The 21573-nt window shown below is 41.6% G+C and carries 19 protein-coding genes; 7 read left to right on the top strand and 12 right to left on the bottom strand.

Annotated features, from left to right (window positions below; translation table 11 throughout):
* The 3 genes from ACFSR5_RS16300 to ACFSR5_RS16310 all read right to left on the bottom strand — a co-directional run.
* The coding region (locus ACFSR5_RS16300; RefSeq protein ID WP_380905527.1) for a protein-disulfide reductase DsbD family protein at positions 1 to 984 on the bottom strand (984 nt) is incomplete at its 3' end.
* Positions 985 to 1060: 76 nt separating this feature from the next.
* Entirely contained in the window at positions 1061 to 1510 is a 450-nt protein-coding gene (locus tag ACFSR5_RS16305) for a protein-disulfide reductase DsbD domain-containing protein (protein WP_380905528.1), read from the bottom strand.
* Between the two features lie 171 nt (positions 1511 to 1681).
* Positions 1682 to 2464, bottom strand: coding sequence for a biotin--[acetyl-CoA-carboxylase] ligase (locus ACFSR5_RS16310; protein ID WP_380905529.1), 783 nt, complete (start codon positions 2462 to 2464; stop codon positions 1682 to 1684).
* Between the two features lie 49 nt (positions 2465 to 2513).
* Between ACFSR5_RS16310 and rsfS the strand changes: the two genes are divergently transcribed.
* The 4 genes from rsfS to ACFSR5_RS16330 all read left to right on the top strand — a co-directional run bounded on the left by rsfS (position 2514) and on the right by ACFSR5_RS16330 (position 6353).
* Positions 2514 to 2885 carry a ribosome silencing factor gene (rsfS, locus tag ACFSR5_RS16315; protein ID WP_380905530.1) on the top strand — a complete coding sequence of 124 codons (372 nt, stop codon included), beginning with the start codon at positions 2514 to 2516 and terminating at the stop codon, positions 2883 to 2885.
* Between the two features lie 31 nt (positions 2886 to 2916).
* Positions 2917 to 4995, top strand: coding sequence for an ATP-dependent zinc metalloprotease FtsH (ftsH, locus tag ACFSR5_RS16320; RefSeq protein WP_380905531.1), 2079 nt, complete (start codon positions 2917 to 2919; stop codon positions 4993 to 4995).
* A 72-nt stretch (positions 4996 to 5067) separates the two neighbouring features.
* Positions 5068 to 5715 carry a LutC/YkgG family protein gene (locus tag ACFSR5_RS16325; RefSeq protein ID WP_380905532.1) on the top strand — a complete coding sequence of 216 codons (648 nt, stop codon included), beginning with the start codon at positions 5068 to 5070 and terminating at the stop codon, positions 5713 to 5715.
* 11 nt (positions 5716 to 5726) lie between these two features.
* Positions 5727 to 6353: a rhomboid family intramembrane serine protease gene (locus ACFSR5_RS16330; RefSeq protein WP_380905533.1), complete on the top strand. Its 627-nt coding sequence runs from the start codon at positions 5727 to 5729 to the stop codon at positions 6351 to 6353.
* A gap of 581 nt (positions 6354 to 6934) precedes the next feature.
* On the opposite strand, the gene ACFSR5_RS16335 is transcribed toward ACFSR5_RS16330, so the two are convergent.
* The 4 genes from ACFSR5_RS16335 to ACFSR5_RS16350 form a co-directional block, all read right to left on the bottom strand.
* Entirely contained in the window at positions 6935 to 8137 is a 1203-nt protein-coding gene (locus ACFSR5_RS16335) for a metallophosphoesterase (RefSeq protein ID WP_380905534.1), read from the bottom strand.
* 7 nt (positions 8138 to 8144) lie between these two features.
* Positions 8145 to 11198 (bottom strand): TonB-dependent receptor, encoded by a 3054-nt coding sequence (locus ACFSR5_RS16340; protein WP_380905535.1) that lies wholly within the window; start codon positions 11196 to 11198, stop codon positions 8145 to 8147.
* A gap of 77 nt (positions 11199 to 11275) precedes the next feature.
* Positions 11276 to 12145, bottom strand: a complete 870-nt coding sequence (locus ACFSR5_RS16345) for a FecR family protein (protein WP_380905536.1) — start codon at positions 12143 to 12145, stop codon at positions 11276 to 11278.
* 110 nt (positions 12146 to 12255) lie between these two features.
* A complete protein-coding gene (locus ACFSR5_RS16350) occupies positions 12256 to 12774 on the bottom strand; it encodes an RNA polymerase sigma factor (protein WP_380905537.1) in 519 nt (172 codons plus the stop codon).
* A gap of 127 nt (positions 12775 to 12901) precedes the next feature.
* Between ACFSR5_RS16350 and ACFSR5_RS16355 the strand changes: the two genes are divergently transcribed.
* Complete coding sequence (locus ACFSR5_RS16355; RefSeq protein WP_380905903.1) at positions 12902 to 12979, top strand: hypothetical protein; 78 nt, start codon at positions 12902 to 12904, stop codon at positions 12977 to 12979.
* Positions 12980 to 13241: 262 nt separating this feature from the next.
* On the opposite strand, the gene ACFSR5_RS16360 is transcribed toward ACFSR5_RS16355, so the two are convergent.
* Positions 13242 to 15302 (bottom strand): hypothetical protein, encoded by a 2061-nt coding sequence (locus ACFSR5_RS16360; RefSeq protein WP_380905538.1) that lies wholly within the window; start codon positions 15300 to 15302, stop codon positions 13242 to 13244.
* 1102 nt (positions 15303 to 16404) lie between these two features.
* Here ACFSR5_RS16360 and ACFSR5_RS16365 point away from each other — a divergent pair.
* The gene (locus ACFSR5_RS16365) at positions 16405 to 17718 is read left to right on the top strand and encodes a hypothetical protein (RefSeq protein WP_380905539.1); all 1314 of its coding nucleotides are present in this window, start codon (positions 16405 to 16407) and stop codon (positions 17716 to 17718) included.
* Between the two features lie 10 nt (positions 17719 to 17728).
* The gene (locus ACFSR5_RS16370; RefSeq protein ID WP_380905540.1) at positions 17729 to 18496 is read left to right on the top strand and encodes a carboxypeptidase-like regulatory domain-containing protein; all 768 of its coding nucleotides are present in this window, start codon (positions 17729 to 17731) and stop codon (positions 18494 to 18496) included.
* Between the two features lie 346 nt (positions 18497 to 18842).
* Here ACFSR5_RS16370 and ACFSR5_RS16375 read toward each other — a convergent pair whose 3' ends face one another.
* The 4 genes from ACFSR5_RS16375 to ACFSR5_RS16390 all read right to left on the bottom strand — a co-directional run bounded on the left by ACFSR5_RS16375 (position 18843) and on the right by ACFSR5_RS16390 (position 21456).
* Positions 18843 to 19577 carry an SDR family oxidoreductase gene (locus ACFSR5_RS16375; RefSeq protein WP_380905541.1) on the bottom strand — a complete coding sequence of 245 codons (735 nt, stop codon included), beginning with the start codon at positions 19575 to 19577 and terminating at the stop codon, positions 18843 to 18845.
* A gap of 2 nt (positions 19578 to 19579) precedes the next feature.
* The gene (locus tag ACFSR5_RS16380; protein ID WP_380905542.1) at positions 19580 to 20377 is read right to left on the bottom strand and encodes a type 1 glutamine amidotransferase domain-containing protein; all 798 of its coding nucleotides are present in this window, start codon (positions 20375 to 20377) and stop codon (positions 19580 to 19582) included.
* 72 nt (positions 20378 to 20449) lie between these two features.
* On the bottom strand, positions 20450 to 21025 hold the full coding sequence (locus ACFSR5_RS16385; RefSeq protein WP_380905543.1) for a Crp/Fnr family transcriptional regulator: 576 nt from the start codon (positions 21023 to 21025) through the stop codon (positions 20450 to 20452).
* A gap of 188 nt (positions 21026 to 21213) precedes the next feature.
* A complete protein-coding gene (locus tag ACFSR5_RS16390) occupies positions 21214 to 21456 on the bottom strand; it encodes a helix-turn-helix domain-containing protein (protein WP_380905544.1) in 243 nt (80 codons plus the stop codon).
* Between the last annotated feature and the right edge of the window lie 117 nt (positions 21457 to 21573).

Here is a 21573-nt window from a genome sequence, read left to right on the forward strand (position 1 = left end):
AAGGAACACCTCCCTGTCGAGCCAGTTCCAGTGATAGGCCAGGTCTACGTTGGACAGGAACTTGAGGGCCAGGGCCAGTTCCAGGAAACCGAGCACCACCTTGACGCTGTTGAGCCATCCGCCCGATTTGGGGAGTGACTTGAGCATGGAGGGGAACACGGCAAACAGGACGAACGGTACGGCCAGGGCGATAGAAAAACCGAGCATGCCCACGGCTGGCCCCAGGCGCTCACCTTTAGAGGCCGCTTCGACCAGCAGGGTGCCGATGATGGGACCGGTGCAGGAAAAGGATACCAATGCCAGGCTGAAAGCCATGAAAAACAGGCCGACCAGTCCACCCTGGTCCGAGCGGGCATCGATCCTGTTGACAAAGGAGCTGGGCAGGGTAAGCTCGAAAGCGCCGAAAAAAGAGGCGGCGAAGAGCACCAGGACCAGGAAGAACAAAAAGTTGAACACGCCGTTGGTGGACAGGGCATTGAGCGCATCCGATCCGAAGAGGATGGTGATGAGCATGCCCAGGGCGACATAGATCACGATGATGAACAGTCCGTAGAGGAGCGCCTGTGCAATGGCCCTGGCACGCGATCCGGCCCGCTTGGTAAAGAAGCTGACCGTCAGGGGCACCATCGGGAAGATGCAGGGCATAATAAATGCCGCGAAACCGCCCAGCAGGCCAGCCAGAAAGATACCCCAGAGGGAAGGCTTGGCCGAGGTGCCGGACATGTTTTCCGTTACAGGTGCCGCAGCTGCCGTAGTATCTTGGGAGAGGCTATCCGTGCCGTCCGAAAAAACAAGGCCCTCCGTCGATTCCAACGCTGTCGACGAATCTGTTGTTGAGGGCACAATATCTGCCTCAGATGATGTGCCATCTGTAAACTCTACATCATCAAATGAAATTAAACTATCTTGCTGTGCAAATGACGAATTAAATAGGGTAATTATAGCGATTTGTAGGACTACAAAGAATTTAACGAATAAACGCATAGCTGTTTTTGATAATTTGCTAAAATAAAAAAAAGGCAGTAAACTACTGCCTCATTCGTGTCTTATCTTACAAATACTACTTAATTGTGACGGTAAATGCATATTCATCAGGCGGTAAGCATTGACTTTTATCACAAGCCATAAACTCGACAGTCCCTTTAACGGATGTTTGGTTTTTGTTGAGCTTAACTTTCTGTTGAAACGTTACCTCTTTCGCATAATAAGGAACGTTCATCTTGAATTCTTTTTCGAATTTAGATTGAGGGGCGGGAGCAGCCACCTTTCCGTTCAACGCGAAGTCCTTTGACGGGGTGAACTGGAACGAAGTGGATATTGGTCCCCCTTCTGGAACATTTAGTCCATAAATATGCCAGCCTTGTTCAATCGTTGCCTTGATAAAAACAACAGCCTCACTATTATTCAGCTTTTTGGAAGCCACACTCCATTTTACCGGATTGTGGATTTGAGCTACTGCACCTGTGATCGTAATGATAACAGCAGCAAGAATTAAACTTACTTTCTTCATACCAATCTTAATTTCTAATCTATAGACTATTCAGCGCGTTCAAAGTTTAAAACGATCTGAATGACTTCCTCAAAGGTAGAGAAGGAAAATTCGCGAAACAAGTAAATTTCGTGTTATATTCTATTTTTAATGTATTAATCAAATTTATGGCATAATGGTGTGTTTTTCATATCACGAGTTTGGCGGAAGAAACTCTATTTCTTTTAAGTCGAAGGTTCGTTCTTGGTTAGCCACCACGACAACCAACTGTCCGTCCGCATTTACTTCCTTTATAGTTCCTAGCGTAATTACGTCGTCTATTCGAAAATACGAAAGACGCCCCCTTCGGTACAGTACGCTATTGTAGCGCTCCAATAATGTGTCCGTGTCGTTTAGGTTCATTTGGCTATACAATGTGTAAATGACTGTTAATAGGTCTAGACAGCACGAGGATACGGAGTATGGCTGGTCTTCCATCGTCTCTATACGAAGGGAGGTTGCCTTTTGTTCGAGTTCAATAGGGAAATCCAGTTGGTTAATGTTGATCCCGATACCGATCACGGAGTTTCGGACTAGTACACCGGTTAATGTGTTTTCGATAAGAATTCCGCCGATTTTCCGGTCGCCAATATAAATATCGTTGGGCCATTTGACCGTTACGCCTGATAGCTTTGGTGCAAGCCACTGGTATACCCCCAAGCAAATAAGCATGTTGAGGTAGAATGTTCGTAGGGCTGAAAACTCCTGAGGATAAAGGACAAAGCTGAATGTTAAATTTTGGCCCGGAAGAGTGTTCCAGGTATTACCGCGCTGTCCCCGCCCACGGACCTGATGTATTGCCATAATGGCAGTTGCTTCGGGAAGTGGCTTAATATTTGACAAAAGTTCCTTTAAATAATCATTGGTGGACGATACCTCATCCAGGACAATTAAATTTTGTCCAAGGTAAAGTCCGGAAAATGTGTTATTTTGCAAGAGAAAAGTATTTTAAAAAGTAAATATCGTTCAAAACTAATATTTTTTAATGAGTAAAAACAAAACAGAGTTGTCGGGAAAGCTTGCGGAGATCGTTGTTGTTGGTATGCAAGAAAAGAAGGGCAACGATATAGTGCGGATGGATATGCGGAACGTGAACGCAACACTTTCGGATTATTTTGTTATTTGTCATGCGGATTCTACGATCCAGGTGAATGCAATTGCCAAAAGTGTGGAAGAAGAGGTGTATAAGGCTTTCGGTCAAGAACCGTGGCACAAAGAAGGGCATGGCAATGGCGAATGGATTTTGTTGGATTTCGTTGACGTTGTTGTTCATATCTTCAAAACGGAAAAAAGAAGCCATTATGGCATAGAAGATTTATGGGGAGATGCACAGGTTCAGTCCTATCAAAGTGCATAGGTTTAAGTAAGAAAAGATATAACAGATTATAATGAAGAAAATCCCAAGTAAGAAAGTGACTCCTGTTCCGCCCAAATTTAATATGATGTGGCTGTGGATATTAATTATCCTTGGATTTTTTGGGTTGCAGTATTTTTTCAGCAGTGACTCTGCAAAGAAAATAAGCTACGCGGAATTTGAAGAAAAGATGCTTCGTCCGGGCGATGTGGAGAAATTGGTCGCTTTTAAAAATAACGATTTAATTGATGTAGAGGTCTATATTAAGAAGGATAAATTAGGCGATGAAAAGTATAAAGATGTAGCCCCAGGTTCCAATTCATTGATGTTGAGTCCTGAGGTGGGGCCGCAATATGTTTTTACCGAACCTTCGGCGGAGATTTTAAATCAAAAACTGAAAGCGTCCCAAGATAGTTTAGCGGCTGGTCAGAATAAGCTTATGCCCGAATATGTAGATCGCTCAAATCCGTGGGCTGGCTGGTTTATTTCGTTTATGTTACCGCTGTTGATCATTGTGGCGATATGGATGCTTTTAATGCGCCGGATGGGCGGCGGAGCAGGAGGCGGGGGCGGTGCCATTTTTAATATTGGCAAGTCTAAAGCTCAACTGTTTGATAAGGAATCGCAGATTAATATCACCTTTAACGATGTCGCAGGCTTAGAGGAGGCGAAAACTGAAGTAATGGAGATTGTCGATTTTCTGAAGAATCCAAAAAAATATACGGATTTAGGCGGCAAGATTCCGAAAGGAGCCTTGTTAGTTGGCCCCCCGGGAACCGGTAAAACTTTGTTAGCTAAGGCTGTCGCTGGTGAGGCACAAGTGCCTTTCTTCTCCTTATCCGGTTCGGATTTTGTGGAAATGTTTGTCGGAGTAGGGGCATCGCGTGTACGGGATCTATTTAAGCAGGCAAAGGAGAAAGCGCCGTGTATCATTTTTATCGATGAGATTGACGCAATTGGACGGGCGCGTGGTAAAAACTCGATCATGGGTGGAAACGACGAGCGGGAGAATACGTTAAATCAGTTGTTGGTAGAAATGGATGGATTCGGAACGAATTTAGGAGTCATTATTTTGGCTGCAACGAACAGACTTGACGTACTGGATTCGGCATTATTACGTCCTGGGCGTTTCGATCGTCAGATTTCGATAGACAAGCCGGATCTGATTGGTAGAGAGCAAATATTTAACGTGCATCTGAAGCCTCTTAAACTTTCGGAAGAAGTAGACGCCAAAAAGTTGTCTGCGCAGACGCCCGGTTTTGCGGGGGCGGAAATCGCCAACGTATGTAATGAGGCTGCGTTGATCGCTGCGCGGAAGAATAAGCGGGCTATTGATATGCAGGACTTTCAAGATGCGATAGACCGCGTGATTGGCGGACTAGAGAAGAAAAACAAAATCATATCACCAGAAGAGAAAAAAATTGTGGCGTACCACGAGGCTGGGCACGCTATTGCGGGTTGGTTTTTGGAATATGCAGATCCACTCGTTAAAGTGTCTATCGTTCCACGTGGGGTCGCAGCCTTAGGATACGCACAGTATTTACCGAAAGAGCAATTTTTGTACACAACCGAGCAACTTTTGGACAGTATGTGTATGACTATGGGCGGGCGTGTGGCTGAAGATATTACCTTTGGCCGGATCAGTACTGGCGCCCAGAACGACCTTGAAAGAATAACGAAGCTGGCCTATGCGATGATATCGGTGTACGGTATGAACGATAAGGTGGGAAACATATCTTTCCGCGACAGTTCTGGCGAGTCCCAATTCCAAAAGCCATATTCTGATCAAACGGCGGAATTGATTGATGAAGAAGTTCGTACACTGATCTCAGCGGTGTATGAGAGAACCAAGCAATTACTAGAGGAAAAAAGAGAAGGATTGATTAAAATCGCAGAAAAATTACTGGAGAAGGAAATTCTTTTTCAAAGTGATTTAGAGGAGATTCTTGGTAAGCGACCGTTCGATAATCGTACAACATATGATGAATTTGTAAATGGCGGTGCAGATGGAGGGGGAGTACCTCAAACGGATCTACCTTTGAATTTGCCTCCTGATAGCAACAATAACAATAACGATACGCAATCGGACAATAACAGCGACCTTCGCGCTTAATCAAAAAAAGGTGTTTATCATTCGTTTTGGCCAGTTAGGTTGATCCGAGATAAACACCTTTTTCTACTTTATATGAATATCAGGAATACTACGGCAAAAGAGCGAATGCTCAAGAAAATTCGTCAAGCTTTGCTCCAAAAGCGGGACAATCCGCATATGGATTTTGAAGATTCCCCTCTCTATAAAGATGAAGAAGAGCCGTTGGATGTTACGTTTGCCCGCGAATTTACCAATGCAGCGGGTCATTTCGTATATTGCGAGGGAGAGATCTCGCTCATAGAAAATCTGATACTTTTGGCTGAAAATCTTCAAGTTAAGAAAATTTTTGCGTGGGAAAAGGAAATTCAAGTGTTGCTAGGACAGTACGGATTTCCGGTGTATACATCAGATCATCATTTTGAATCGGCGGAGGTAGGTATCACGGCCTGTGAGGCTTTGATCGCCCGAAATGGAAGCGTGTTGCTTTCTAATGCTAATGCGGCGGGGCGTAGACTGAGTATTTATCCACCTGTCCATATTGTCATTGGCAAGGCCTCTCAATTAGTAATGGATGTGAAACATGGCCTTATGAAATTAAAGGAGAAATATGGCGACCAGGTGCCCAGCATGGTTACCGCTGTTACCGGACCGAGCCGTACTGCTGATATCGAAAAGAAACTGGTGTTGGGAGCACATGGTCCAAAAGAATTATATGTCTTTTTATTGGAAGACAGATTTTAACCAAAAACTAAATGTTACAAGCACTATATAGCACTCCGGTTGCTTCGGTTATTTTTGCGTTGACAATTGGCTTAAGTATTTTCGTGTTTTCCAATCCCCAGTGGTACGGGCGGTTGATGTTACACCCGTATTCCATTGCTAGGGATCGTTCAAAGTTGTATACCGTATTGACGAGCGGATTAATCCATAAAGATTGGATGCACTTGTTGTTCAATATGATGACGTTCTATTATTTCGGTTTCAGTTTGGAAGCCATGTTTGTACAGTTTAGTGGACCTTTGGGACATATGCTGTTTGCGGTGTTGTACCTTATCAGTTTGATTCTTAGTGATATCCCGACGATTATTCAGCAACGTGCAAATCCTGGTTATTATAGCTTAGGGGCGTCGGGGGCGATCTGTGCGGTACTATTTAGTTTTATAATGTTTCAACCGAAAGCACTGTTGGGCCTTTTTATGGTTATACCAATGCCTGCGTACCTGTTCGCACTGCTTTTCTTGGGATATTGTATCTGGGCGTCAAAGAAGGCACAGGACGGGATCAACCATGATGCGCATCTATATGGAGCTTTGACAGGGGTAGCCTTTACCATTGTATTATATCCTTGGTCTATAGGACATTTTATCAGCCAGTTTTAAGGATACGAATTATCGTCTTTCAGGATCATGACTTTAATTTTTTGGATGTTACTAGTTTGAGGTATTATAGATGTAGTGTTACTATTACGAAATGTCTGCATCATCAATGTGAAATCCCTACGATGTAGCCTTAATAATATGGATAAGCGACTCGGAACGTTAGAAATAATAAACCGTTGCTTCCTTTATATAGAGAGAAGCTGTTATTTAAAATTATGCTGTAATTTTTAAACAAAGGCAATTCTTATTTAAAATTGTTTGACTTTTTTTAAATAAGAATTGCCTTTGTTTAGTTTTTTTGTTTTATCCTCAGATTTCTCGAAATAGGTTTAAGTTAAAGTCTTATATAAGCTTGGCTTAGAACCTTACGTTTGGTTGACCAGATGATCTGGATCTTCCATTTCCATCAAAAGAATAACTTATAGTTACTATAAGGGTATCAAATGCGTATAGCGGTGGTACACGCGGATGCCGAACTTATATCTAACTTCTAAGAGATCTCAAATTTCTTTAACTAGATTCATACAAAGGGATGAAGCACGAAAGATCTTCATCCTTTAAGCTACCGTACGCCTTAGTGTTTATTGTTCTAATTCGAATCGATCATACAGTTGGCCGTTGGCGGTATATGCACTAAATATAAGTTTGTTTCCCTTGATTTCAATAACCTGGAATAATTGAGTGTTGGTCGCGGATTTTTCTATCCAATTTTTCTCAGGATCTAATTTGTACATTTTGGGACCAGCGACTGAAACCACGTATACTGGTGTTTTCTTTTCCTTTTTTGGGAGCGCACTCCTGGCATAAGTATGATCATGTCCTTGCAATAACATGTCTACTCCGTACTTTTCAAATATAGGATTGAATAATTCGGCAAACTGAAAGTTGTCCCTCGATTTTGAGGTCGAATATATAGGATGATGACATAGAACAAATGTCCATTTTTGTTTATTGGATCTCAGAATGTTCTCCAACCATTCGGCTTGCGACTTTCGCCCTGCGCTATCGAGCATGATGATTTGGGTGTTGAGGCCTATGATACGAACAGGACCGTAATTTACGGTATAGTTTGATTCTTCCAGCCCCGATATTCCATTCCGTGGCAGATTGAACTGCTGTTGCCAATGTGGATCTAAGGTCAGGTTTTTTTTGTCATCCCGGAAATACTCGTGATTTCCGGGAATCATACCTTGTGGATAAGAGCTGTTGATCCCGTTTCCGGCGTAAAACCATTCATCCCATTCTGCGTCGGTGTTGCTACGGTTTATAAGATCCCCAGCATGGAGAATGAAACTGGCCTGCGGAGCGGTCTGTATTGCTTTTCGGTATACACGCGTCCACCTTGATCTCAGATCGTTTTGTGCGTCACCCATATAGATAAATGTAAGGGAATCTTTGGTTGTTGCCGTTGTAAATTGGAACCATTCACTCCAGGAACCCTCTTTACCTACACGATAATTATACGTGTGGCCAGTTTCCAGGCTGTCAAACAATACAGAATGGTAAGCAGCACCGTGATTTTCTTTGTCAGAAAAAATGGTAGTACTGGGCTTAAAAATCCGAAGAGCAATGTCTGAAAAATCGGGACTGTTATCTTCTTTACGTAACTGGGCAACCTGTCCTTCTTTTACCGCTATCGCGGTACGCCAGTTGACCGCCTGTTGATTCTGCGGATTTTCTGTGAGGTTCAGGATAATTCGGTCAGGCAGGGAATCTGCCAAATGTGTCTGGGCAACTGCGGTTTGAGCAGTCAGATAAAATGCAAATGCGAGTATGTTTTTCATGATCATGTTACTCTATAGTGTATTTAATTCCTAGGTTTCCCCAGCGTGCATAGTATTTGTAGTCATTGGGGCGGCCATCGCCAAAATCCATGCGTACCTGGGCGTTGTTGATGTTGCTAAGTCCCATGAATACCGTAAAGCTTTTACTTATTTTTTGCGAAGCCGAAAAATCGAGCTGGGCGCGCCCCTTTTCCATGAGGTCATCTTTCTGATCGTCGGCCAGTTCGCTGATGAAAGTTTCATAGAAGTTTAGAGCCAGACGACCAGAGAAACCGTACTTTTCGTACGACAGTGCAAAATTTCCGACGCGCGGACGCATCTCGGGTAAACTCACTTTACGTACCGATTCTATTCCAGGAACCTCAAAGGATGATTTAATGTACGTGTAATTCGCATATACACCGAAGCCATTCAGAATACCCGGTAGGAAGGTAAGCTGTTGTTGCCAGGCGATTTCAAAACCATAAACGTCTGCGGCAGCCCCGTTAACGGTTTGGGTTATTTGGTATCCATCATATTTTCCTCCTGTTTGATTAGATATTGATTCGTAGATGTAATCGTCAATCCGTTTGTAGAACACACCGCCGGATAGGAGGCCGATAGGATTAAGATAGTGTTCGAATAGTAGATCTGCATTTAAAGAAGTGCTTTGATCTAGTTGAGGGTTTCCCTTTTTCATGCGTTTTCTCCTTACTTCAATTTCTTCCCATGGCACCAAGTCGTAATAAGATGGACGGGAAAGTGTTCTTGTAATGGCTCCGCGTATGTTTGTTTGTTCGGTCAACTTGTACTTTAAATTAAGGCTGGGAAAAAAGCCTGCGAATGATGCTTCTGTGTCTACGGGTGTCGTTGATTCGTATTGTCCCTGATCATTAAAGGATACGACATTACCTGTGTATTGGAAACCTGTACGTTCGTAGCGGACACCTAATACACTTTCCAGCTTTCCAAGTACCAGTTTCCCCATTACATATGCCGCTCCAAGCGTTTCGTTACCTTGATAAGAATCGGGGTCTGTATTTTGTCGGATGTAATTGTCATTAGGTTCGAACAGATCTTTGTTCTGTTGATAATATGTTTCCATTAAGTAACCATTGGCTATAGCTCCCGACAGATTATATTTCCCGCCGAAATATGATGTCCTCGAATAATTAGATGTGAACATATCCATGGTTAAAGAACCGGATTTCAGCGCATATTGGTAGTAATTCCGGGTGTGTGCATCTTCTTTATAACGGAATCTGCCGCCCGCCTTTAAATCTAATATAGCTCCGTTACCAAGAGATAAACTGCGTTTGATATTTCCCGAGAATTGGTAATCTTGATCATGGGCAAACTGGTGACGGTTGTTGTAACTGCTTGCGGTGTATTTTGACGCGTCATTGGGATCTCCATCTGTGAAGTTGAATTGAGGGGCTGAGGGATCATTATTATCTATCTGTGCTGAGAGCTCCCCTTGCTGGAAATATCCATCGTAATAAAGGGGCTGGTCGTATCTCCCTCGGGCAAATGTCGCATCGACATCGGCTTCAAAGCCACGAAATGCAGTTTTGCCACCTAAGGAAAATGTGATGATATCACGGTTGTAATCCCGGGGGGTACCTGCTGAGCCTATGCTGATTTCCTCTGCCTGCGTTGGACTGACATACGTCCCGATATTATACGACTTGGTTCCGCGCGTCTGTAGTTCAAAATACTTGTTATAAGAGCTTCGCGCATATAGTTTGGTTTGATTATTGGGAAAGAAGTTAATCTCGAGCTGAAGTCCGGTATTCTTACGCTTTAGGTCACTTCCTTCAAGTTCAAGATTAGACATCAACACTTGTTCCTTTCCGTCAAGTTCATAGGTGTCATAGTCTATCTGGATGCGATCCTCACCGCGGTAACTTTGGCTGTAGTTGACATCTGCCAAGTACCCCCATCTGTTGTAGCGTTTACCGAATACTGTTGAAACGTCATAATTGAGCTTCGATAACAGTTGATTATATCCTCCCCCAATTTTCACTTGAAATTGTTCTTCTCCTGCTTTAGGGGATTTCGAAACGATATTGACGGATCCCGCTGTAGCATCAGCATCCATATCTGGCGTAAATGTCTTGTTGACCTCAATGGCCTCTACCGTGGACGAGAGGATTCCATTTAAATCGATTTCCCTTGAGCTGGTTTGCGTTGAGGGTAACCTGGTTCCGTTTAATGTTACAGATCCCATATTCTGACTCAGGCCTCGCATGATGACATTCCGGGGTAATCCATAACTGTAATCCATCGCCAGACCGGGAACCCTTTGAAGCGCTTCCGCTACAGTTGCATCTGGAAATCTCTCTATTTGTTCTTGTGAAAGCACGTACCGTAAGTTATCGGAGGTCTTCATGTTATTTAACGCAAGAGCTTCTCCTCGGCGAATACCGTTGACGGTTATTCCATCTAGATTATTATCTTTTGATACCAGTAGAATTTGGATAGGCATATTACTACTCGGGGGGATCTGGATCTCGAGGATCTGATCCTGATAGCCAATGTATGATACTTTTATTCGTATTTTTCCCGGTTTTAAGCCTTGCATAACAAAGTATCCATTCGCGTCGGCCATTGTCTGGAAATTTGTCTCCATGTTTATCAACGTAGAGTGAGACAATATCCTTCCGGAGTTAGCATCTTTTACGTATCCTGTTAAGGATGTACGCTGTTCTAAATTTTTGATAGAGATGTTCTTCTTACCTGGATTTGTAGTGATAACTATACTACCTTGTACGATACGGTAACTCAATCCTTGATCTTGTAAAAGGTACTGTAAAATTTGCTCAGCTGAACGGCTATTGTGCGTATAGGCGCCTACCATTTTACCAGCAATTAGGTTGTTGTCGTAGAGAATAGGAACCCCCAGCTTCTTTTCGAGCTTCGCCAGCGCGGAGCCAAGTGACGCCTTATGCGTGCTATAAGCGATTCGTTTGTTGCTTAGCGTAGACGGGGTTTGTGTGGCCCTCACGTTGGGCATAAAACAGAGGTTAACGACGCCATATAAGAGGACAACGCTGACGGAAACCTTAAAATTTTTTTTCATACTTTTGAAACTGATTTAATGATTATTGAATTAACTGGAGATGTCGGTGTTCTTTGGCGAGAGCCGACATTTCTATTTTAAATGATGTTGATGGATGTTCGATCTACTGCGGTCCGGCAATTAGAAACGGCTTCCAAGATATCAGCTATCGCTCCAGGGTCTAAGCTTAGGCCAAGGCGCAATCTATAGCCCACAGCGAGAGCTTTAGCATTTTTTGTTTTAAGTTTTATACCGAAATATTCGTTCAGGCATTCTTGTAATACTTCGAAACTAACGGCATTTAGTAAGATAGACCCATTGGACATATCAAAGCTCACTCCCTTGACGTTCTGAATTTGCCAGGTGTCCGTCGATCGATGATAAGTGAATTTCTGTTCAGGAGAAAGTATTTGGTGATTTTGGCCTATTTGTATACTAACTTTGCCTTCTTCTAAAAAGATACTATTAATATCTCCTTCTTCAGAAGCGTTCACGGCGAATTTCGTCCCTAATACAGTTGTAGTAAAATTACTGCTCTTAACGATGAAAGGCTTTGCTGGATTTCGTTTAACATCGAAGAAGGCGCCCCCAACAAGTAACACACTACGGTCTTTTTCATTAAAGCCAGATACCACGCTAAGAGAACTTTTTGGATGGAGCACAACGACGGTGCTGTCAGGCAAGGTAATTTTCTTTGAGGTATGGAAAGCTGAGATAAGTTGCACTTGAGGCTGGATCGTTTTGTTTTTCGTCCAGATAGCGGTAGCTCGCCACATGGTGATTCCCGTAAACATTACCACTCCTATCCAGAGAGCTACTAACTGCATCGCCTTTACTCGACGTAACCTTTTTGTTTCGTACAAATTGTATGAATCAATAATACGATTATATAATCGTTCTGAGAGTGAATGATCTTGTTCTTTGACTCTCTCTCCTTCACTCTGTAAAGGCTGATTTTGCTTGTCCATATTTGGGATAACGGATAACTAGAACACTGATCCCGATGGAAAAATTTATTTTATAATTTAATAATATATACGTAATAAATGGTTAACAAGATGGGAGTTCGTGTGGGGGACTATTTCAAGAATTTTTCAAGCGCCATTTTAAGTTTTTGATTGGCTATAGAAAGCTGGTTTCGAACTGTTTTATCAGATATTAGTAGTTTTTTTGCGATTTGTTGATCGGTTAGCCCTTGCTTGGTATTCAATAAAACTACCCGTCGCATCTGCGGAGGAAATTTTCCGATGCGATGCTCGATAAATTCTTCAATTTCACGCCTGATGGTGACTTCAAGATGTTGATTTTCATGTTGATCGTACCACGTTGGAATATCCGTTTCCAATTTAAGTCGTAATTTATTCTTGCGATAATGATCGATGATCATGTTCCGCAGTGATTTGAAAAGATAGTGTTTAATATTTTCGTCGTCGTCGCTGGAGAGCTTTGATTTAAGCAATTTTAAAAACACGTCATGTAGCAAATCCTCGGCTAGTGCTGCATCTTTGACACTTTTTAATGCGAAGTGATACAACTCTCTCCAATACATATTATAAATCGTATGAAAGCGATTAATTTTTTGGTCGGAATTTTTCATACTCCTAGTTATTGCTCGATTGCGTATAAGTGTCGCGCAAATCTAGAGAAGTGATATTAACTCATTGTAAAAGCAATGAAAACATTCTGTTTTAGCAGCCATTTCCGGGAAAAAAAGAGAGCGACGTGTGGAGCTCGCGCTTGAAGGTCATCGTTATTTTGATGTCGGAAAGTGGAGGCAAGGTGTTGCTAGGGAACGATATTGAAGGCGTCAAGGCTTCTTGGTTTCCGCAACTTAGTACATCTACCTAACCGTAAGAGTGAGGATGGATACCTGATGTACAATGGAACCGCGCTTTTGAAAGCCCAAAGGATTATCTGTGGCCAGTTCTGAATACTCAATATGAGCGAAATCCTAGCCTTGGTCAAAATCCGGGGGGTAATTAATTATTGTTGCTAACAATGACAGGACCGCCGATTTTTAACGGCGGCCCTTTTGCTGATCTTTGAAGTTGTTTTAGAAAGACATCAATAAACTCTAAACCCGTCTCCACATGGTGAGCTGCCTGAACCACCATAAGAACCGTCTCTATATAATATAATAAAAGGAGGAACATCCACCGAAGTCAGATTGATTTGTACTGCCCCAATGGATTCTTTTATGACCTCTGAACCATTCGGGCAAGACACGTAGTCGAAGGGACTGTGTACGACAAAATTCCATGAAGTTTCTCGTGTGAAATCTTCTCCAGGGAGGTCGATGATCAACTTTCCGTTGGGATTAAAAGCGAATTTTAGTGACTTGCCATTATGGTAAAGTGAATTTGAGACAGACAATGTTTTTCCTGCTATTCTATCGTAAGCCTCATTCGAGATTTTGATCTTGAAGAATAATTTGACATTCCTTCGATTCAGTTCGTCGAAAAATTCTAGCCCGTAGTCGTCCATATATATATCCTGGCTACTGCTTGGGGCGTCGGCAAACTGAACTTGCCGGATGTTGTGTAAGGACGGGGTACTAAGGTTCGTAACTGGCGTGCCCTTATAGAGTACTTTGTACTGATAAATTAAGTTGCTGTATACGCTAACAAAATCACCTTCTTTGAATGCTTCAAAGCTAGTTATCTTGCTATAGTCCGGGTTGTATGTTTTCGCAAACATGACAGTATAGTCATCATTGTATCCGTTTCGTATAAAGGCATCTACTTTAACCTCATGTCGTTGCCCCCGATAATTCGCATGTAGTTTGTAGTTGAAATCTTCCTCTTTGATATTTTTTAGCTGAAAGTTCAATCTATTTTCTTTAATCTCAGTGACCGTTACATTTGGACTGCTTATTTCGCTCACGGTCCATTCGATGTTTTCTGATTGAATGAAGGATTCCTTATTTATATAGTCCGGCATGACTCCAAAAATTTCTTTTAGTGGAATCAATAGATCTTTTATACGGGCCTTCATCGACATAAAGATTCCGAGCTCTCCTGTAAAAATGTCATCTTTGCTGATGGTTCGCTGTTGATAATAATTCTGTAATGAGTAGCTACCCTCCGTATTTATATTCTGCTTTGGGATCTGTACTTTTTCCTTGGCAAGAATCCATTGTTCCGAAAGAAATTTCGACGTATTATCGTAAGCGATGGCTATATACGGACTTAGTTCTGTAAACAAAATATATACTGCAACCGTTACTGCAATTGATCCCGCAATCGTTGATACCCCAAGGGTGACCGGGCTCAACCAAATTGCAAAGCCAGTCATCGTTGAGAATCCTATGAATTCTATCAAGGGCCGTTCAAGGCCAATATATTGGTGATTGAGAGGAATAACGGAGCAAGCCATCTGTTGCTCAACATCACCCGGAAATCTCGCTCCACATTCCCTTGAAATTATCGTCAGCTCCGATTGGTTGACGGAATAAACTGGATTTGTAGGTATGCTGTTATTAAAGTCTTTTGAGATATTCCTGGCAACATTTCTAATTTCTACATCGGCATGCTGGGCAGTATTTACCTGCATACTCTCAATCCCGCCTCCTGCATTCACTATAGACTCTCGATTAGCGGAATAGACGGCTAAGGCCTCGGCTTTTTGCTCATCTGTTAAAGAATTATATAACTTTTTGACATTATCCCTAAACACTTTAAGAGCTTTCTTTTTTTCGTCAGTTATTGTCGGGACTTTGTCCAGCATTGATAAATTTGCCTCGACTCCGTCAAATACCTGCTTTTCGGTCATAACATTAGGCGTTTTGACAGTTATCGCTAAATTCCCTAAATCAGTTGATAGGGTCTGCTTTCCCAATGGTAGATCTGGGGCTAGAAAAAATGCAGTGCTATCATTTAGTATCTTAATTTCAAGGGTTTTGTCTGCTATTTTTCCCTTTATAGACGCAGACTTTTTATGAAGTTTCAACAGGACCAGTTGGTGGGGCGTAATGTTCGGCCCATATAGGGATATTCCGGTTTCCGTTTCGATTTCCGGTTGGTCTCCACCTGTATCCTTTTCGCAAGAACATATAAAAACGAGGAAAATAGACACTGTCCGAAGAGATATGAGGATGAGTTTCTTTAATGCAAGGGACTTTTTCATAATAACGTAATTAATAATGGGCTTTCATCTTGTGTTTCCAAATTTATGTTTCAGAAATTTCATCTAACGCAGTCTTTTAATATGCAAATAAAGGAGAATACACTGTAATGTCATATACCGCAAAAGGAGTATTTTATATGCGATATAATGATTTGAGATCGCCGTAAAATAGACAGACTATATTAAGTTGTTATCAATTTCTTTTATGAATAAATGAACCAGCCGGATTGCAATGATCTTGGGAGCGGTCTTGTCTTTTTAAGAAAAAATCTTTGAGTTTGAGAATTACTGAAGTCATCTTTTAATCTTGTATCTTATTAACGACGGTACATCGAGTTATTACATAACTGTTATCGTTTAACGGAATAGGTGTTTTGCAAATAGAAATAAGTGAATTGTTGAAATTTTGAACAAACGATTGAAGCTTGTCAGAAGCAGATCTAAAAGGTTGCAAATTTTAAGAATGCCACGAGCCAATTTTAGGTGTATTTTAGAAAGCGACAATTAATTAAAATTATGATATGCATATACAAGCGACGAAGGAGGAATAAGACATGCGATGTTGGAAGAAAGGGACATCTTTCAAGAAGACGTGTAGTTCGTATTGTGTAGCACATTTACAAATTATTTAAGGCAGAAGGAGTCTAGAGTGAATAACCATTAACCCTATTCCTTAGTAGTGATTTGAAACTCTTCTCACCATCGACCAAAGTCTCGCTCGAGTGTTTGTCAGCTCGTTCTTCATCGAATAAATTATAAATATATTTATCCTTTAATCTAATGCTAGATTTGAGGCTAGATTTAACATAAGGGTGCCTTGAAACTATACCATCAACCCGGTTGGAGATCCGTTTTAAATGAGATTAATTATTCAGGTCTTTCCGGTAGATATGCCCATGAGAAACCAGCAAAGCTTAATCGGGTTTGCGTTTTCGTGTCGCTAAGCTGCGGATTATCAAATCGAGATTTTTAGTGGGTTAGATATTACTTGTCCTTTTTTTTCTGGAACTTATCGCCAATATTGATCACTCGTCGAAGTTTGTAAAAATGTTTGTCGGTGAAGCCCGATTTTTACATAAAAACGTCTATGGGCTCCCTTAAAATGACAATATATCGATTTGTAGTGATATTTACGCTGACATTAGCGATCTCTTGCAATAAGGACGTGCGCCTTGCGGAAGAGCCTCATCCCTTTCCCGTTTTCGATGATCCTGTTGTTAAACCTAAGGGACGGGCTATAGGTAAGACAGTATCGGCAGAGATAGGCCCCAATGGAGGTGTCTTATGGTATGGGGATGTTGTAAGATTGGAAATCCCTCCTGGGGCTGTGAATGAACAGACGACGTTCGGTATCCAACCTATCGGCAATACATTCGATGAAACGTCAGTCAATCCTGCATTTCGGTTGTTCCCCGAGCATATCCATTTCAATAAACCGGTAGAGATCTCGTTCCTTTACAGCCCTGATGCGGGGGGGAATCCCATAACGCGTATTGTAGCCTTCCAACGTGAGGACGGGGTATGGTGTGGCAGCTCGACGGAACATAATTCATCACAGCGCCGATTGATTGTAGAGACGACCCACTTTAGCGATTGGGTATGGTTTGACCTAATCTCGCTAAGGAAAGATAAGGAATCGATAGGTGCAGGTGAAACAGTCAACCTGAAGCTACTTGAGCAAATACTTGGAGAACTCATGCCTGTCAACCACATTGATAGTGTTCCATTGGCAGCAATGGATGACATAGGCTCTTCGAAAGATATCACGGTGAGCGAATGGAAGATCCTTTCAGGTCCCGGTTCTCTATCGTCTAAAATCAATTCCCATCTGTTGCTTGGTGACGCGATATATACTGCGCCGGAAACTGTTCATGAAGTTACAGATGTGGAAATACAGGTTGAACTGGAAAGCAAAAGTGGATATATTTCCGATCGAAGTGCTCCGAACGGTCGTCGTAAACTAGGCAAACTTGTTTTATTAACCACCGTCCGATTGTTACCCGAAAATTTTGTTCAGCTTAAGCTAGGGGGTGTGGTGCAGGACCTCTCACAAATAGAAAACGATGCCAAACTCGTCAACGGGTCAATTTACGTGAGGTTAGGCGGTCAGAACGCTCCGATAAGTCTAACTCTCCAGTACTTTGGTACTATTCCCGGTGGCTATCCCGGAGGCAGTGCAATCGGCGAGGCAGCCGTTTACTTTGCTGAAGTGGTCGGTGGAGAGCGAAGTTTTTTTAACAATTTTTACCGCACTTGTGAAAACGACCACATTTATAACGGAAGAGCAACGCTAACCGCCATCGATGAATATATACAGGGTTCGTTTTCAGGTCAGATTTTTCCCGTCAATGTCCAGAACTGCGAGGTCCCGGAGCCGAAAGCGGTGGAGTTGAATTTCAAAATCAAGCAAAACTGACGTCGTGGAGATGGTGAGAACAATGGACATCAAATTGAAAATAGCATCCGGCATTCTGATGCTCGGCTTCCTATTCCCACAGCTAATAAGTTGTTCAAAGGCCAAAGGAGATCCAGGGCAAAACGATGATAATGACAGCTCATCGGCGGGCTACCTAACTGGCGTTGTTAAAGATCAAGATGGCCGCCCGTTGAAAGATGTTCGTATCATCGTAGACCACACCATCTTTTTCAATTCAAACATTTTTACCTATACAAATGCGCAAGGGAGGTACAGCATTAAGTTGCTACAGGGCTCGTGGTACGCGTTTGCGTCACATAAGGTGTCATACAATGGGAATGTATTTTCCTTCTATCTCCACCCGAACGACTCCGCGGGTTTTGGGAGTGAGGGCGGTGTGCGAAATTTCTTATGGAAACTCACTGGCGATATGCCTCAACCATTGTTTGGCTCCTATGGGGGATTAGTTACCATCGACAACTTTCCCGGTGTATACATCGACGAAACCGAAGTTGATTTTGTTTTTACCCCAGTTGGTCAACTCATTGACGGCAGCGAAGGTACCGTTATCCACCGGCGGGCGAAAGATGGCCACGAGATCAAAGACATCCCTATCGGCCGCTATAAATTGACAGCCACATATAAAAAGAAACCTTTGAAATTCAGGACCTGGAATTCCGACAAACAGTTTCAGGAAATCCATGAACTGCAATTTAGGCCACGGATAGTTAACCAATGTGATAATTGTGCGAAGGTTGAGTACTATTGGGAGCCTTAAGGTCTGCACTATAAAGATCTCCAGTCTTCCGGTATTCGGGATTAGTGATATTCTCATTTGGGACTTTATGCTTTAAGACATTGAATACTGAATGTTTCAAAGTGATACACCTTCTGTTTCGATACAAGTTACTGAATCATCTGGTGTCCTTTGCTCGCTATTATAGTCACGCTATCTTTAAAGCTCGCATTAAATTTCCCGCATTCTTTTTCATCGTCAAATGCTAGTTTAATACTTGTATAGTTTTCCGATATGTAGCTAACTGTTCATCGTTCATCATTTGTTTGCTGTGCTATGGGCTATTTTTCATAGGCTACAAAGAATAAATATTATATTCTGCTGGACACTATCCGTTCTTCAAAATATTATCGGCAACTTTTGGCGCAATTCTTTGGATAAGTCTCAAAAGCTTTGTCTTCCCTATATTGCTTTCAAAGTTGTTATTCTTAAAATTGGCCATAAACTCATCCACCAACCGCTTAGGAGAAATCTTTCCCTTTTCTCGTCCGGATGTCATTGGGGTTTCCACCAACGGTGGAATGATTTCAAACACCTTCACATTTGAAGCTTCTAATTGATAGCGGAGTGCTTTTGAACCGATATGGATTGCAGACTTTGTTGCACAGTAAATGGGTGCCATCTTTTTGGGGGCAAAAGCAAGCCCTGATGAAACATTGACAACAGCCGAATTCTCTCTGACGGTCAGTAGCGGAAGTAGACCGTAAATAATTTTCATCGGAGTGGTAAAGTTTATCCTGATTTCATTTTCAATTTTGGCAAATCCGTCCTTTTCTTCTGTCCAGAAATAATTGTGTTGGACTCCAGCATTGTTGATAATGATATTTATTTCCGGATGTTCTGTCAAACAAGTTTCTATCAGGTTATGAACCGATACATCATTGCTTAAATCACATCGTAAAGTTTTTATTTCGGGAAATTGATGATTTAGTTCCCTCAGATTACTTTGGTTGCCCGATACAACGATCAAGTGATTGTCAAATCCGTAAAACTGACGCACCAGTTCCAGTCCAATGCCTGATGTTCCACCGGTTATCAATATGGTATTACCGGATATTTCCATTTCTACCTGGGTGTTTTTTGTGTTTGATATTCATTCAATGCTTCTAAATACAACTTCCCGAAGGCCATGCTGGAATAAGGATTTTGGCTTGTAATCAGTTCTCTGTCACGAATAGCGAAGTTTCCCGCAGGTCTACCTTTTTTATATTTGAGACCTGCTTTTTTGAGTTGTTTTCCTATTTTTCTGATAACAGGCTTTCCCTTAATCACAAAGGTTTCAATAAAGAGTTCTTCGAGTGCTGTTACCGCGCTTACACAATAACCTGTAAACGGATTTTCAACTTTTGGCATGGATAAAAGAAGGGCCGGAGCATGACATATCAAACCAATGGGTTTTCCCGTATCTGAAAATGCCATCAATAGTGCGGGTATATTTTTATCCTTAATCAAATCGGCCATCAATCCCTGACCTCCGGGAATAACAAGCCCCGAATAGGACCAGATATGATGAACGATTTCCGCTAACTTTCGCGGGTGATTAAACTTTTCATTCTCCTGAATGAAACTAGCAGCTTCGGTTATAAGTGAGTCCCTTCCGCTCCAGTATTTTTTGTGATAACTTTCTTTATCAATGGTAGGTTTTATGCCTTCTGGTGTAGCAAATTCCACTTCATACCCCGCTTGCACAATGTCTTTGTAAGCCAGATAAAATTCACTTAAAAATACACCTGTTTTATAAGTTTTTCCTTTTTTAAGCTCAAGTTCTTGTGCAGCGCTCATTACAAAAAGCACCTTTTTCTGTGCTGTTGCGGTACAGTAGAAAAATACGGCAATCATCAATAAATAAATTTTCTTTGTCATCCTGGAAGATTTAATATCAGACCACAAAGAAAAACTGATGGAGGATGCTTTTCATTTACATATGTAAAGAAATCACTTTTTAGCAAATTTTCTCCGAATCCTGCTAAGCTGTGTAGGAGTTATCCCGAGATAAGAGGCAATGTGATATTGCGGAATAAGCTGTTCTAGCATAGGCAATTGTTCTTGAAAAATGAGATAGCGTTTATCTGCATCTAACATGACGATATCTACTTCACGTTGTTCTTTATGTGCAAAGAACAATTCGGCAAGTTTTCTCCCGAAGCGTTCAAAGTCCTGATGATAGTCGAATAGGTTTTCCAGGTCCTGGTATTGTGCCGTTAGCAGTTCACAATGAGTAAGAGCCTGCAAATTAATTTTATTCTGCGTTTTTGTGACCAACGAAGAATATCCACCTAATAGATTTTGAGGTGTAAAAAAATGTTTATTGTATTCGACCCCGTCCACATTTCTGTAAAAGGCTCTGACAACGCCTGTGCTCAAAAAGCCAATACGATTCGCATAATGTCCTTCTTTGATGAAATATTCTCCTTTTTTCAAAGTCGTTTCGGTAAACAAAAGTCTCACTTTATGCCAGGTTTCACTTCGAATAGGAGAAATTGTATTTAAGTACTGATATAATGCTTCCATTGTTTGCAGAACTATATAAAGAACGTAACTTTTTATTGTTGTAGAACGTATTCATCAATTATATCTATCAAGCTAACTTACAAAATACAGGGAGCTATTAAAATAGCGTTACCTAATTTATTTATCCACCGCTCTCATCTTTGTGTCAGCTTCTCTATTAAGAATGCGCAATTTTACAGAATTCTCATCTAGTCGTCGATCGGTTCGTCAGGCATAAAATCCTTGGGACTACATTGAAAGAACTTAGACAGTTTGTTTAGCTGATTATAAGAGTACATACTACTTATTTTCTCACTTTCAATTTGTCCAATATACCCAACTGTAACTCCTAAAAGGTTCGCAACATCTTGCTGACTCTTTTTTAAAGATTTACGTTTTTTCTTGATCACTTCTACGATGTATAATTCAAGAGACGATTTTGATGACGGCATAAAAATATTTTATTTTTTTACTAGTTATTGCTAGTAATTTTTTTGTATATTTGTATAAGCGATACGAAAGTCACTGCGTTAAGCTATGACGAACGATGTTTTCTCGACTCACGAACG

The sequence above is a fragment of the Sphingobacterium suaedae genome, from assembly GCF_042684625.1.
Lineage (GTDB): Bacteria > Bacteroidota > Bacteroidia > Sphingobacteriales > Sphingobacteriaceae > Sphingobacterium > Sphingobacterium suaedae.

Coding starts and splice junctions, on each gene's coding strand:
- ACFSR5_RS16365 (WP_380905539.1), top strand. CDS start 16,405: ATGACAATATATCGATTTGTAGTGATATTTACGCTGACATTAGCGATC.
- ACFSR5_RS16345 (WP_380905536.1), bottom strand. CDS start 12,145: ATGGACAAGCAAAATCAGCCTTTACAGAGTGAAGGAGAGAGAGTCAAA.
- ACFSR5_RS16335 (WP_380905534.1), bottom strand. CDS start 8,137: ATGAAAAACATACTCGCATTTGCATTTTATCTGACTGCTCAAACCGCA.
- ACFSR5_RS16350 (WP_380905537.1), bottom strand. CDS start 12,774: ATGAAAAATTCCGACCAAAAAATTAATCGCTTTCATACGATTTATAAT.
- ACFSR5_RS16370 (WP_380905540.1), top strand. CDS start 17,729: ATGGTGAGAACAATGGACATCAAATTGAAAATAGCATCCGGCATTCTG.
- rsfS (WP_380905530.1), top strand. CDS start 2,514: ATGAGTAAAAACAAAACAGAGTTGTCGGGAAAGCTTGCGGAGATCGTT.
- ftsH (WP_380905531.1), top strand. CDS start 2,917: ATGAAGAAAATCCCAAGTAAGAAAGTGACTCCTGTTCCGCCCAAATTT.
- ACFSR5_RS16390 (WP_380905544.1), bottom strand. CDS start 21,456: ATGCCGTCATCAAAATCGTCTCTTGAATTATACATCGTAGAAGTGATC.
- ACFSR5_RS16330 (WP_380905533.1), top strand. CDS start 5,727: ATGTTACAAGCACTATATAGCACTCCGGTTGCTTCGGTTATTTTTGCG.
- ACFSR5_RS16385 (WP_380905543.1), bottom strand. CDS start 21,025: ATGGAAGCATTATATCAGTACTTAAATACAATTTCTCCTATTCGAAGT.
- ACFSR5_RS16360 (WP_380905538.1), bottom strand. CDS start 15,302: ATGAAAAAGTCCCTTGCATTAAAGAAACTCATCCTCATATCTCTTCGG.
- ACFSR5_RS16340 (WP_380905535.1), bottom strand. CDS start 11,198: ATGAAAAAAAATTTTAAGGTTTCCGTCAGCGTTGTCCTCTTATATGGC.
- ACFSR5_RS16325 (WP_380905532.1), top strand. CDS start 5,068: ATGAATATCAGGAATACTACGGCAAAAGAGCGAATGCTCAAGAAAATT.
- ACFSR5_RS16375 (WP_380905541.1), bottom strand. CDS start 19,577: ATGGAAATATCCGGTAATACCATATTGATAACCGGTGGAACATCAGGC.
- ACFSR5_RS16305 (WP_380905528.1), bottom strand. CDS start 1,510: ATGAAGAAAGTAAGTTTAATTCTTGCTGCTGTTATCATTACGATCACA.
- ACFSR5_RS16380 (WP_380905542.1), bottom strand. CDS start 20,377: ATGACAAAGAAAATTTATTTATTGATGATTGCCGTATTTTTCTACTGT.